This window comes from Chitinimonas viridis (assembly GCF_030409555.1).
GTDB lineage: Bacteria > Pseudomonadota > Gammaproteobacteria > Burkholderiales > Chitinimonadaceae > Chitinimonas > Chitinimonas viridis.
Map to the genome: position 1 here is coordinate 376,931 of NZ_JAUFPU010000008.1, position 12,951 is coordinate 389,881.

12 protein-coding genes are annotated in these 12,951 nt (G+C 62.1%); 11 read left to right on the top strand and 1 reads right to left on the bottom strand.

Features of this window, described 5'->3' with window-relative positions:
- Positions 1 to 122: 122 nt before the first annotated feature.
- The 8 genes from kdpF (at position 123) to QWZ03_RS10495 (ending at position 10,423) form a co-directional block, all read left to right on the top strand.
- Positions 123 to 227, top strand: a complete 105-nt coding sequence (kdpF, locus tag QWZ03_RS10460) for a K(+)-transporting ATPase subunit F (protein WP_284196555.1) — start codon at positions 123 to 125, stop codon at positions 225 to 227.
- Positions 224 to 2,020: a potassium-transporting ATPase subunit KdpA gene (gene kdpA, locus QWZ03_RS10465; protein ID WP_290332663.1), complete on the top strand. Its 1,797-nt coding sequence runs from the start codon at positions 224 to 226 to the stop codon at positions 2,018 to 2,020. The genes kdpF and kdpA overlap by 4 nt, the downstream gene beginning before the upstream one ends.
- A 1-nt stretch (position 2,021) precedes the next feature.
- Entirely contained in the window at positions 2,022 to 4,142 is a 2,121-nt protein-coding gene (kdpB, locus tag QWZ03_RS10470) for a potassium-transporting ATPase subunit KdpB (RefSeq protein WP_441302636.1), read from the top strand.
- 106 nt (positions 4,143 to 4,248) lie between these two features.
- On the top strand, positions 4,249 to 4,830 hold the full coding sequence (gene kdpC / locus QWZ03_RS10475) for a potassium-transporting ATPase subunit KdpC (protein WP_308447543.1): 582 nt from the start codon (positions 4,249 to 4,251) through the stop codon (positions 4,828 to 4,830).
- A gap of 234 nt (positions 4,831 to 5,064) precedes the next feature.
- On the top strand, positions 5,065 to 7,767 hold the full coding sequence (locus QWZ03_RS10480) for a DUF4118 domain-containing protein (protein ID WP_290332664.1): 2,703 nt from the start codon (positions 5,065 to 5,067) through the stop codon (positions 7,765 to 7,767).
- A gap of 7 nt (positions 7,768 to 7,774) precedes the next feature.
- Positions 7,775 to 8,512 carry a two-component system response regulator KdpE gene (kdpE, locus tag QWZ03_RS10485; protein ID WP_284196552.1) on the top strand — a complete coding sequence of 246 codons (738 nt, stop codon included), beginning with the start codon at positions 7,775 to 7,777 and terminating at the stop codon, positions 8,510 to 8,512.
- Between the two features lie 493 nt (positions 8,513 to 9,005).
- Positions 9,006 to 9,464, top strand: a complete 459-nt coding sequence (locus QWZ03_RS10490; RefSeq protein WP_290332665.1) for a PTS sugar transporter subunit IIA — start codon at positions 9,006 to 9,008, stop codon at positions 9,462 to 9,464.
- A complete protein-coding gene (locus QWZ03_RS10495) occupies positions 9,461 to 10,423 on the top strand; it encodes an amino acid kinase family protein (protein ID WP_290332666.1) in 963 nt (320 codons plus the stop codon). Before QWZ03_RS10490 ends, QWZ03_RS10495 begins: the two co-directional genes overlap by 4 nt.
- A 46-nt stretch (positions 10,424 to 10,469) precedes the next feature.
- Here the strand turns inward: QWZ03_RS10495 and QWZ03_RS10500 are convergent, their stop codons facing one another.
- Positions 10,470 to 11,759 (bottom strand): NAD(P)/FAD-dependent oxidoreductase, encoded by a 1,290-nt coding sequence (locus QWZ03_RS10500; protein WP_290332667.1) that lies wholly within the window; start codon positions 11,757 to 11,759, stop codon positions 10,470 to 10,472.
- 145 nt (positions 11,760 to 11,904) lie between these two features.
- Between QWZ03_RS10500 and QWZ03_RS10505 the strand changes: the two genes are divergently transcribed.
- From QWZ03_RS10505 to QWZ03_RS10515, 3 genes are read left to right on the top strand one after another with little or no spacing between them, the layout of a single operon-like run.
- Positions 11,905 to 12,090: a VOC family protein gene (locus QWZ03_RS10505; protein WP_290332668.1), complete on the top strand. Its 186-nt coding sequence runs from the start codon at positions 11,905 to 11,907 to the stop codon at positions 12,088 to 12,090.
- Entirely contained in the window at positions 12,090 to 12,377 is a 288-nt protein-coding gene (locus QWZ03_RS10510; protein ID WP_290332669.1) for a VOC family protein, read from the top strand. Before QWZ03_RS10505 ends, QWZ03_RS10510 begins: the two co-directional genes overlap by 1 nt.
- Positions 12,378 to 12,410: 33 nt before the next feature.
- Complete coding sequence (locus QWZ03_RS10515; RefSeq protein WP_290332670.1) at positions 12,411 to 12,872, top strand: YybH family protein; 462 nt, start codon at positions 12,411 to 12,413, stop codon at positions 12,870 to 12,872.
- The last annotated feature ends 79 nt before the right edge of the window (positions 12,873 to 12,951 follow it).

A 12,951-nucleotide genomic window follows, 5' to 3' on the forward strand; every position in this document is an offset into this window, starting at 1 on the left:
CACTGTCTTTTCCCATTCATGGAGTCGGCTGTGGAAATGCTGGTGTTGTCGTTGATCGCGGTGTTTGGCGGGGCCATTCTGGGCCTGATTGCTGCCTGCCGCAAACTGGAGGGGCAAGCAAAATGAACCCTGGATTGGTATGGATTTACTGGCTGGCCGGTGGTGTGTCCATCGGCCTGTTCGCCTACCTGCTTTATGCATTGTTCAATGCGGAGGAGGTGGCATGAACCAGTCCGCAGTTGTGCAAACGGGTTTGTACCTGTTGGTATTGCTAACCCTGGCCTGGCCCTTGGGGCGCTATCTGGCTGCCTTGATGTCAGGGGGGCTGGCCCAGCGGCTGGGCTGGATGGGCAAGGTCGATCGTGGCCTGATGAAGCTGATCGGCGCGAATGGCGAAGAAGACATGCCCTGGTGGCGCTATGCAGCGGCCATCGTGCTGTTCAACCTGGCAGGCCTGCTGGCCGTGTATCTGCTGCAACGGCTGCAACTGAGTCTGCCTTTCAACCCGGCGGGCATGCCTAATGTGGAGGCGGCCTCGGCCTTCAACACAGCCGTCTCCTTCGTTACCAACACCAACTGGCAGGGCTATGTGGGCGAAGCCACCATGAGCTACCTGACCCAGATGCTGGCATTGACGGTGCAGAACTTCCTGTCGGCGGCTACCGGTATTGCGGTGGTGGTTGCCCTGGTACGTGGCTTTGCCCGCAAGCATGCCCAAGGTCTGGGCAATGCCTGGCTGGATCTGAGCCGTGCCACGGTTTGGCTGCTGCTGCCCTTGGCATCACTGTTTGCCGTATTCCTGGTGGGCCAGGGCGTGATACAGAACTTCTCGCCCTATGTTGAGGCACAGCTGGTGGAGCCAGTGAGCTACCAAGTGGCCAAGACAGATGAGGCAGGCAAGCCGCTGGTGGATGCACAAGGCGCCGCTGTGATGGAAACGGTGACGGTGCGCACCCAGACGCTGGCGATGGGGCCGGTGGCATCGCAAGAGGCCATCAAGCTGCTGGGTACCAATGGTGGAGGTTTCTTCAATGCCAACTCCGCCCATCCTTATGAGAACCCCACGGGCGCCAGCAACTTCCTGCAGATGCTTAGCATCCTGCTGATACCGGCCGCGCTGTGCTTCATGTTCGGCCGTATGGTGGGCGATGTGCGGCAGGGCGTGGTGGTATTGGCATCAATGACCCTGATCTTTGTCGCCATGGTGGCGGTAGTGGTCTGGGCGGAATCGCATGCCAACCCGCTGCTGGTACAACTGGGTATGGATGCCGGCCTGGGCAATATGGAAGGCAAGGAAACACGCTTTGGCATCGTGGCTTCCAGCCTGTTTGCCGTGATTACCACGGCAGCCAGCTGCGGTGCCGTCAATACCATGCACGATAGCCTGATGCCACTGGCTGGCGGCGTGACTACCTGGCTGATGCAACTGGGCGAGGTGGTGTTTGGCGGTGTGGGTTCGGGCCTGTACGGCATGCTGCTGTTCGCCATGCTGGCTGTCTTTCTGGCTGGGCTGATGATAGGCCGCACGCCGGAGTATCTGGGCAAGAAGATCGAGTCGTTCGAGATGAAGATGGTCTCCATCGCCATCCTGATTACCCCCTTGCTGGTGCTGGGCGGTACGGCTGTGGCGGTGCTGCTGCCCCAGGCGTTGACTAGCCTGTGGAACCCTGGTGCCCATGGTTTCAGCGAGGCCCTGTATGCCTTCAGCTCTGCTGCCAACAACAATGGCTCGGCTTTTGCCGGCCTCTCTGCCAACACCCCCTACTACAACCTGGCGCTGGGTCTGGCCATGTGGTTTGGCCGCTTTGGCGTGCTGATCCCCGTGTTGGCCATTGCCGGCTCGCTGGCGCGCAAGCCCAGGCTGGCTGTGTCGGTTGGCACCATGCCTACCCACGGGCCGCTGTTCGTCGTGCTGCTGGTGGGCACGGTGCTGATCGTCGGCGCCCTGACCTATATCCCCGCCCTGGCCCTGGGGCCGGTGGTTGACCATCTGCAACTGTTTGCTGGCCAAGGAGGCTGAGATGAATGACAGACTAAAGACAGCCACGCCAGCCAAGGGTGTGGACTTGCAGGAAAACAAGCCGATGAATCAATCCTGGCGTTTGCTGGACCCTGTGCTGCTCAAGCCGGCCGTGGTGGAGTCGTTCAGAAAGTTGTCGCCGCAGGCGCAGTTTCGCAACCCCGTGATGTTTGTGGTGTGGGTAGGCAGCGTGCTGACTACGGTGCTGGGTATCCACGCCCTGGGGGGCGAGGGTGAGGCGGGCGCCGGGTTTATCCTGGGGATTGCTGCCTGGCTGTGGTTTACCGTGCTGTTTGCCAATTTTGCCGAGGCATTGGCAGAAGGCCGTGGCAAGGCCCAGGCTGCGGCCCTGCGGGGTAGCCGCCGTAATGTCGTCGCCAAGAAGCTGTCGGATGCCAGCCGTGATGGCAAGGTAACGGTGCTGGACTCTGCCAGCCTGCGGCGGGGCGACATCGTGCTGGTGGAAGCCGGTGATACCGTACCGGCCGATGCCGAGGTGCTGGAAGGCGTGGCGTCGGTGGATGAGTCGGCCATCACGGGCGAATCTGCCCCGGTGATCCGTGAATCGGGGGGGGATTTTTCGGCCATCACTGGCGGTACGCGGGTCCTGAGCGACTGGCTGATCGCCCGTGTGACGGCCAACCCGGGCGAGGCCTTCCTGGACCGCATGATTGCCATGGTGGAAGGCGCCAAGCGCAAGAAGACGCCTAACGAGATTGCCCTGACCATACTGCTGGTGGCACTGACCCTGGTGTTCTTGCTGGCGACGGCAACCCTGTTGCCGTTCTCGATGTATAGCGTGAGTGCGGCAGGTGCTGGCAGCCCGGTGAGCGTGACGGTGCTGGTGGCGCTGCTGGTCTGCCTGATCCCGACCACCATAGGCGGCTTGCTGAGCGCGATTGGTGTGGCGGGCATGAGCCGGATGATGCAGGCCAACGTGATAGCCACATCAGGCCGTGCAGTAGAAGCCGCCGGTGACGTGGATGTGCTGCTGCTGGACAAGACCGGCACCATTACGCTCGGCAATCGCCAAGCCAGTGCCTTTCTGCCGGCGCCGGGCGTGAGCGGTGGTGAATTGGCGGATGTAGCCCAACTGGCTTCACTGGCCGATGAGACGCCCGAGGGACGCTCCATCGTAGTGCTGGCCAAGACCCGCTTTGCACTGCGTGGCCGCGAATTGCACGACGCCCAGTTTGTCCACTTTACGGCGCAGACGCGTATGAGCGGGGTGGATATCGGCGCCCGCCAGGTACGTAAAGGCGCGGCCGAGGCAGTCAGGGCGCATGTATTGGCCCAGGGCGGTCAGTGGCCTCAGGCGGTGGTCGAACTGGTTGAGCAGGTGGCACGCCGTGGTGGTACGCCGCTGGTGGTTGCCGACGGCAATCTGGTGATGGGGGTGGTGGAGCTCAAGGATATCGTCAAGGGCGGTATCAAGGAGCGCTTTGCTGAGCTGCGCCAGATGGGCATCAAGACGGTGATGATCACTGGCGACAACCGCCTGACCGCAGCTGCCATCGCGGCCGAGGCGGGTGTGGACGATTTTCTGGCAGAGGCAAGGCCAGAGGACAAGCTTAAGCTGATACGCGACTACCAGGCTGAAGGCCGGCTGGTTGCCATGACGGGCGACGGTACCAACGACGCCCCGGCGCTGGCCCAGGCCGATGTGGCGGTCGCCATGAACAGCGGCACCCAGGCTGCCAAGGAGGCCGGCAATATGGTCGACCTGGACAGCAATCCGACCAAGCTGATCGAGATAGTCGAGACCGGCAAGCAGATGCTGATGACGCGCGGTGCCCTGACCACCTTCTCGGTGGCCAATGATGTGGCCAAGTATTTCGCCATCATTCCGGCAGCGTTCGCGGTGACCTATCCGCAACTGGCAGCACTGAACGTGATGGGTCTGAACAGTCCTGCCTCGGCCATACTCTCGGCGGTAATTTTCAACGCCTTGATCATTGTCTTCCTCATACCGCTGGCACTGAAGGGCGTGGCTTACCGCGCGATGGCTGCCGGTGCGCTATTGCGCCGCAACCTGCTGGTGTATGGCCTTGGTGGCCTGCTGGTGCCATTCGTGGGCATCAAGCTGATCGATATGGTGCTGGGCGGTTTGGGCCTGGCTTAAGCGCCTGATCACGACTTTTCACCCCGGCGAAGAGATCGTGAACAGGCTCTAAGACAACAGGCCGGTGCAGGGCATCGCCCATGGCACCGGCCCACAAGGAGTAAACATGATGAAGAACCTGATACGTCCAGCCTTGACGCTATTTGTAGTGCTGAGTGTCATTACCGGTGTGCTTTACCCGGCCGCGATTACCGGTGTGGCGCAGGTGGTGTTTCCGGATCAAGCCAATGGCAGCTTGATACAGCGGCAAGGCCAGGTAGTGGGCAGCAGCCTCATAGGCCAAAGCTTTAGCGGCCCAGGCTATTTCTGGGGGCGGCCATCGGCCACGGGGCCAGTACCAAACAACGCGGCTGCCTCCAGCGGTTCCAACTATGGCCCGCAGCATCCGGCCTTGGCTGAGGCGGTGAAGGCGCGGATAGAGGCGATGCGTGTCGCTCATCCTGATCAGGCCGGCCCGGTACCTGCCGAGCTGGTCACCAGCTCGGCGTCGGGGCTGGATCCGCACATCTCGCCTGCCGCAGCGTATTACCAGATAGGCAGGGTAGCGAAGGCGCGCGGCTTGAAGCCGGAGGACGTACAGCGGCTGGTGGATGCCCATACCGAGTACCCCAGCTGGCGGATTTTTGGCGATCGCACGGTGAATGTACTGAAACTGAATATGGCGTTGAACGCGCAGGGCAGGGTTTGAGCCCAGGGCTTGCGCAGCCGTGTTTCGCAGCTTGAAACACGGCTGAAGGCAAGTCTGGCAGGCTGTTGCCAACGCGGGCTCATCGCCCGATCTCCTTTCGAAAGACCGGTGGCAGTGGCCGTGCCATGTTGGTTGTGCATACGAGGTGTATGGTCAAAGACCATGCACCTCGCCTGCATTCTCGCCAGGCTGCCTGGCGCCACCGCATAATGGCCTGATGACAGGCATCGAACCATGACCGAACAAAGACCTGATCCAGACCGTTTGCTGGAAGCCTTGCAGGCAGAGGCGATGGCCGCTGCGCGGGGCAAGCTGAAGATATTCTTTGGCGCCTGTGCCGGCGTAGGCAAGACCTACGCCATGTTGCAGGCTGCCAGGCAAAAGCTGAGCGAAGGCGTGGATGTATTGATAGGCATAGTCGAAACCCACGGCAGGGCTGAGACGGGGGCGCTGCTGGAGGGTTTGCCCCTGCTGCCCTCGCGCAAGATGCAATACCGCGACAAATTGTTGGCCGAATTTGACCTTGACGCTGCACTGGCCAGCAAGCCTCGCCTGATCGTGGTGGACGAGTTAGCCCACAGCAATGTGGAGGGTAGCCGCCATGCCAAGCGCTGGCAGGATGTGGAGGAGTTGCTGGCTGCAGGGATTGATGTCTACACCGCACTCAATGTGCAGCATCTGGACAGCCTGAACGACGTGGTGGGATCGATTACCGGGGTGCGGGTACGTGAAACGGTGCCTGACCAGGTTTTTGATGGGGCGGACGAAGTGACCTTGGTAGACCTGCCTCCGGATGAGCTGCTGGCGAGGCTGGCGGCCGGCAAGGTGTACTTGGCGGATGCAGCCGAGCGCGCAGCGCGCAACTTCTTTCGCAAGGGCAATCTGATTGCCCTGCGCGAGCTGGCCTTGCGCCGTACTGCCGACCGGGTGGATGCCCAGATGCGGGCCTATCGCGCCGATCGGGCCATTGCCAATGTCTGGCAGGCCAAGGAGCGCTTGGTGGTGTGCGTGGGCATGGGGAGCAGCGGCGAGAAGCTGGTACGGGCGGCGGCCCGGCTGGCAGCTAAACTGCAGGCCGACTGGATTGCGGTGTATGTGGAGACACCATCCCTGCAACGGCTACCGGCAGAGCGACGGGCGCGGGTATTGGAAACATTGAAATTGGCCGAAGAGCTGGGGGCCGAGACGGCGACATTGGCGGGTTCCGATGCAGCCAGAACCCTGGCCGCCTATGCCCGCAGCCGTAATGCCAGCAAGCTGGTGATAGGCCATAGGCTGAAGGCCGGCTGGCGCCGCAAGCTACTGCCCGGTCTGGCCGACCAGTTGGCAGAACAGGCAGTGGAGCTGGATCTTTACCTGGTGGGGGGGGATGACACCAACGCGCTGGGCGAGCGGGACGCGCGCGGCAGACCAGCGCGACCAGACTGGCGCGGCTATGCCTGGGCAACTGCCTATGTGGCGGTGACCACGCTGCTGGCCACGCCGCTGCTGTCGGTTTTTGACCTGGCCAATGTGGTGATGGTGTTCCTGCTGGCTGTGGTGGGCGCCGCGCTGCGGTATGGGCGTGGGCCGGGTGCCTGGGCGGCGCTGGCGGCAGTGCTGAGCTTTGATTTTTTCTTCGTGCCGCCGCGTTTTACCTTTGCGGTGAGTGATACACAGTATGTACTGACCTTTGCCTTGATGCTGGGGGTGGCCCTGGTCATCGGCCAACTGGCTGCCAAGCTGCGCTTCGAGGCCGATGTGGCACGTCAGCGCGAGCGACGGGCGGACGAACTGGCCGGGCTGGCTCGTGAGCTATCGGGTGCGCTGACGACAGAGCAGATCGTGGGCACGGCACTGGAACGGTTGCAAGGGGTTTTCCATGCCCGCTGTGCAGTGCTGCTGCCGGATTCACACGAGCGGGTGCGCTCCACGACGGTAGGGCCGCATACGCTTGGCGAGCGAGAGGGCTTGCAGGCCGATAGCGAGATTGCCCAATGGGTGTATGACCACCAGCAAGCTGCGGGGCAGGGTACCCAAACCCTGCCAGCCAGCCCGGCGCACTACCTGCCGCTCAAGGCACCCATGCGCACGCGCGGCGTGCTGGCACTGCAGGCGACCGACCCCACGCTGCTGGACGAACCCGAGGACAGGCGCCTGTTGGAAGCCTGTGCCGCCCAGGTGGCATTGGCACTGGAGCGGGTACATTTCGTGGAAGTAGCGCAGGATGCGCTGGTCAGCATGGAAGGTGAGCGCCTGCGCAATGGGCTACTGACCGCCGTCTCGCATGATTTACGCACCCCCCTGACGGCATTGGTGGGGCTGGCCGATACCCTGGGGCGCGAGGGATTGAGCGAGGCCAGCCGCCAGGAGCTGACGCTGGCGGTGGGCGACAAGGCCAGGGGCATGGCCGAACTGGTAGGCAAGCTGCTGGACATGGCGCGTTTGCAATCGGGAGCGGTAGAGCTGCGGCGGGATTGGCACTCGCTGGAAGAAGTGCTGGGTTCGGCACGGCGCCAGTTGGACGCGGTGCTGGCAGGCCACAGGGTGGTGAGTCAGTTGCCGCCTGATCTGCCGCTGTGCGAGTTCGACCCGGTATTGCTGGAGCGGGTGCTGGTGAACTTGCTGGATAATGCTGCCAAGTACACCCCTGCCGGCAGCGAAATCTGCATACGGGCGCAGCACCGTGGCGATCTGTTGCGGGTGGTGGTGGAGGACAATGGCCCAGGCCTGCCAGATGGGCGCGAGGAGCGCTTGTTCGGCAAGTTCGAGCGTGGCGACAATGAATCAGCACTGCCTGGTGTGGGGCTGGGCCTCGCCATTTGCCGCGCCATCATCGAGGCACATGGCGGCCGCATCCATGCCGAGAACCGCTCGGAAGGCGGTGCCCGTTTTGTTTTCACCTTGCCACTTGGCACGCCGCCGTCGATGGCGGAGGCCGAGCTGGCCCCACATTGAGCTGCCCATGAGTGCGCAACGCTTGCTGATCGTCGAAGATGATCCCCATATCCGGCGCTTTGTCCGTACCGCGCTGGAAACCGAAGGTTTTACCGTGTTTGAGGCAGAGACCGTGGCCAGGGCGCTGATCGAGGCGGCCAGCCGCCAACCCGAGTTGTTTATCGTGGACCTTGGCCTGCCGGACCGTGACGGCCGCGAACTGATACGCGAGCTGCGCAACTGGACGCAAGCGCCGGTCATCGTGTTGTCGGCACGCGACCGCGAAGAAGAAAAAGTGGCGGCGCTAGACGCCGGTGCCGACGACTACCTGGTAAAACCTTTTGGCGTGCCGGAACTGCTGGCCCGCGTGCGGGCGCAACTGCGCCGTAATAGCGCCAGTATCCAGCCCAGTAGCGCCGTGGTGTGCTTTGGCGAGATCAGCGTGGACTTGGCAGGCCGCGAAGTCAGCCGTGGCGGCACGGCAGTCCACCTGACACCTATCGAATACCGTTTGCTATCGGCCCTGATCAAAAGCCATGGCCGGGTCATGACCCATCACCAGCTCCTGATGGCGGTTTGGGGGCCGAATGCCAGTGGGCGCGATCATTATCTGCGCGTCTATATGGGCAATCTAAGGCAAAAACTGGAAGCGGACCCCAGCCAGCCCAGGCATTTTGTGACTGAGCTGGGGGTGGGGTACAGGCTGGTGGGAGTGGGGCATGAAGGCACGGGTGCCCACGATACCTCACGCTCTCAAGCAGCTTAGCCGCAGCTGCTCCCTAGCGTGTTTGGCGCACTGTGGCGCGCTCGCCGTGGGTGCGCCATCGGGCAGTCGGATCAAACCCACTTTATGCAATCTTTAGCTGCGTGGCACCGCTCTATATGCCTTCTTTACGTCCAGCCACATAAACTTTCCTGGCGATACCGGATATAGCAACGCTTGCAAGCACAAGCACAAGCACAAGCACAAGCACAAGCACAAGCACAAGCACAAGCGCAATCCAGGCACTTCTCTCATCCGGTATCGCCCCGCTGTGGCAATAGAGCCTGTTCAATGTTTTTTCGCCGTGTCGCGGCCCGCTGGGTTCGCAACCTTGCCGGATGAAGGGCAAGGCGCAAGTCGCGCAGCGGTACGGGTACCGTCAGCGGCTTGCAACGCCGCCATTCGCCGGCAAGGCTGCGAACGACACGACGAAAAGACATTGAACAGGCTCTTGGGGCGCGGGTTTGCAAGCCCCGGCCGGACGTAGGGAATAACCATGAATACCTTGGCCCGAATGTGTCCTGTAGAGGACATCCTGCTTGATGCGAAGGTGCAGAACAGGCACCAATTGTTTGAGTATGTGGCGCGGCACCTGCAGCGGCGTTATGGCCTGGCAGCCGAGCCCATCATCGGTAGCCTGGAAGCGCGGGAGCGCATGGGTTCGACCGCATTGGGGCAGGGGGTGGCCATACCCCACGCCCGCTTGTCCGATCTTTCCGCCCCGCTGGCGGTGTTCATCCGCCCCGAACTGCCCATAGCCTTTGATGCGCCAGACGGCAAGCCGGTCGGCGAGCTCATCCTCTTGCTGGTTCCCCAGCATGCCAGCCAGGATCACCTGCAAATTCTCGCCGATGCGGCCCGGCTATTCTGCGAGCGATCATTCCGCGCCTTGCTGCGCGCTGCTGCCACTCCCTTCGATGTGCGTCGTATTCTGCTCGAAAGCCAAGCATCATGACTCCCAATGTCCGTCATTTCACCGGTATGGCGACACCCGCCAAGGCAAACGCCCAGACCTATCTGCAAGGCCTCAATGCTGATCTGCTGGCGGGATCGCTACCCTTTGTCCAGGCCTTGCAACAGCAGACGGTGGTAGTGGTCTTTGCTGGTACGGCCAGCTACGACCCCGCCATACGGCAGACCTTTGCCCAGGACATCAGCCTGCTTGCCATGATGGGGGCGCAGGCCGTACTGATACATGGTGGCGCCCCTGCCTTCCATGCGGCAGGGGGCGCCAGCCTGGTCGAGCGGGTGGCGACCCAGGTGACGAGGACGGCCTTGGCTGAAATCAATCTGGAACTGGTGCGGCTGATCAATCAGGACGGTCCGAGAGCAATTGGCCTTGCCGGGCAGGATGGTCAGTTGCTGCGCGCCGCCCCGCCCGCAGCGGCTGGCCGGGCCGCAGAAGTTGCCACGCTGGATGCCAGCCTGCTGCAGATCATGCAGGCCAATGGCTTGCTGCCTGTGATCATGCCGATGGCGCCCGACGCGGATGGCAACGATCAGTTATTGGTGCCGGAACAAATCGGCAGCCTGCTGGCCCAGCGCTTGAAGGCCAACACACTGGTACTGATGGTGAACGGCGACGTGCTGCATGCGGTGGATAGCCATGATGGCTTGAACAGCCGTGCCCAATTGGAGGTCTGGCTGGGCGAGCACTCAGAGGCACTTGGTGCGACTACGGTGCGTGCTGCCCTGGATGCGCTGAGCCATGGTGTGAGTACCGTACATCTGGTGGAGGCGGGTGTACCGCATACCCTGCTTGGCCAGCTGTTGACGGAGGAGGGCTGTGGTATGGCCCTATGCCACCGCAGCGGCGCCAGCCTGTTGGCGGACAGCTCGCGGTACTTTCACGATTGCGACAGCTTGCTACGGCCGGATTTCCAGGTTGAGCGCAAGCGTGTTGTGCGTTTCTGAGGTGCCGGGCATATACCGTGACTTGCACGAGCGACACGCGACACGACTAGAAATAGTCACGCAGCCTGTACCAGGCCATGCCTAGCACCAGGCTGGGCATGCGCAGCAGTTTGCCGCCTGGGAAAGGGTGGTGGTTGATCTGGCTGAACAGGTCCAGTCGCTCATTCTGGCCGGCAATGGCCTCGGCGATCAGCCGGCCGGCGAGGCCGGTCACGGCAACGCCGTGGCCGGAGAAACCCTGGCAGAAATAGACATTGGGAGACAGCCTGCCCCAGTGCGGCGCGCGGCTCATGGTGATATCAACAAAGCCACCCCAGGCATGGTCTATCCGGACATCGGCAAGCTGGGGGAATACCCGCAGCATGTCGCTGCGCATGGCGCTGGCCAAATTGGGTGGGGGCAGGCCGGAGTAGCTGACCTTGCCGCCAAACAGCAGTCTATGGTCGCGGGTGAGGCGGTAGTAATCCAGTACGAACTGGGTGTCGGCCACGGCAAAGTTCGGGTTGATCAAGGATTGCGCGCGGGCTTCCCCCAGTGGCTCGGTGGTGATGACATAGGTGCCCACTGGCATGATCTTGTTGCCCAAGGGGGGCACCAGATCGCCCATGGAGACATTGGCCGCCAGGATCAGCTGCTTGCAGCTCACCACGCCGCTGGCGGTATGGACCTTGGCTTGGGCGCCTTGCTCGATACGGATAACCGGTGTGTTCTCGTACAGGCGGGCACCGGCGGTATGCGCTGCACGGGCCAGCCCAAGGGCGTATTTGAGCGGATGGATATGACCCCCCAGGGCGTCGTACAGTCCACCGCAATAGCGTGGGCTATCCAGATGCTGGCGCAGCTCGGCTTTATCCCACAGCGTGTAGTGGCGGTAGCCGAAGCGACGTTCGGCCTCGGCCTGCCACTGCACCAGTTCCTCGAACTTGGCCGGTTTGACGGCGGCCAGGGTGTGGCCGCGCTCCCAGTCGCAATCGATCTGATGGCGCTGTATGCGCTCCTCAATGATGTCTATGGCTTCCAGCGACATGTCCCACATGGCCTTGGCTGCAGTCTCGCCAGCTGCCCGGCTGAGGGTATCCATATCGCATGCATAGCCGTTGATGACCTGGCCGCCATTGCGGCCCGATGCGCCATGACTGAGGCGGGAGCCCTCCAGCAGTACCACGCTATAGCCACGTTCGGCCAGGTTCAAGGCGCTGGACAGCCCTGCCAGGCCACCGCCAACCACGCAGATATCGCACTGCATGCTGCCGTCCAGGGCGGGGTAGCTGGGGATGTCGGGCGTGCTGGCGACGTAGTAGGAGTCGATATGAGGCTGGCGATCGTACTTCAGCATGGTGGGTTTCCGGGCGTGGTCGGCGTACTGGCAGCAAGCTAGCACTGTTGAATATGCTTTACAAGCCGATGCGGATATCGCACGGCCGGCAAAACGGATGTCGCTTATCTACACTGTTTGCACAAGCACAAACCCGGAGGTCTCCATGAGTAAGGCCACACGCGCCATCCCTGATGGCTATTACAGCATCACGCCCTACATCACCGTCCATGACGGCCATGCAGCGTTGGATTTCTACCAGCGTGCCTTTGGTGCAACAGTGGTCCTGACCATGCCGGACGAGGCCGGCAAGATTGCGCATGCCGAGATACAGTTGGCAATTCCAGGGTGATGCTGTCGGATGAATTCCCCGCCTGGGGCGCCATCAGCCCGCATACCCTCAAGGGCCGCACCAGTACCCTGATGTTCTATGTGGAAGACGTGGATGCCATGGTGGCGCAGGCAGTAGATGCCGGTGGTAGCCTGGACAGGCCGGTGGCCGACCAGTTCTATGGCGACAGGGTGGGTAGTGTGTCCGATCCATTTGGGCATAGCTGGCATATCGCCACCCATCTGGAAGACCTGACCGAGGCCGAGCTGCAGGAACGCATGAAAACCTGGTCGGCCGAGAACCCCTGAGCCGCATGCGCCACAATGTTCGGAGTGCCCATCTTGTCCAAACGATTAACTGCTTTGCTGATTGCCGCCATGAGCCTGACCTTGAGTATGACCGCTACTGCCGCTGAATTGGACCCCAAGGCCTTGCAAGCGCAGGTGGCTGACGCCGAACGGGCTTTTGCCAAATCCATGGCGGATCGTGATCACGTGGCTTTCAGCGGTTTTCTGTCTGATGAAGCCGTGTTTTTTGGAGGCGGCAAGGTGCTGCATGGCAAGGCACAGGTGGCTGCGGGCTGGAAGGGTTTCTTTGAGGGCGCGGCTGCGCCGTTTTCCTGGGAACCCCAATCGGTAGAGGTGCTGGCCTCGGGCACACTGGCGCATAGCAGTGGGCCGGTGCGCGACCCTGCTGGCAAGATCGTGGCGACCTTCAATTCAGTCTGGCGGCAAGAGGCGCCCGGTGTCTGGAAGGTGGTGTTCGATAAGGGCAACCCGGTGTGCGATTGCACCAAACCCTAAGGTGATCACTATGAAATCGTTGTCATTACTGCGTGGCTGCCTGCTGGTGCTGCCATTGCTGAGCTGGGGGGGGGGGGGG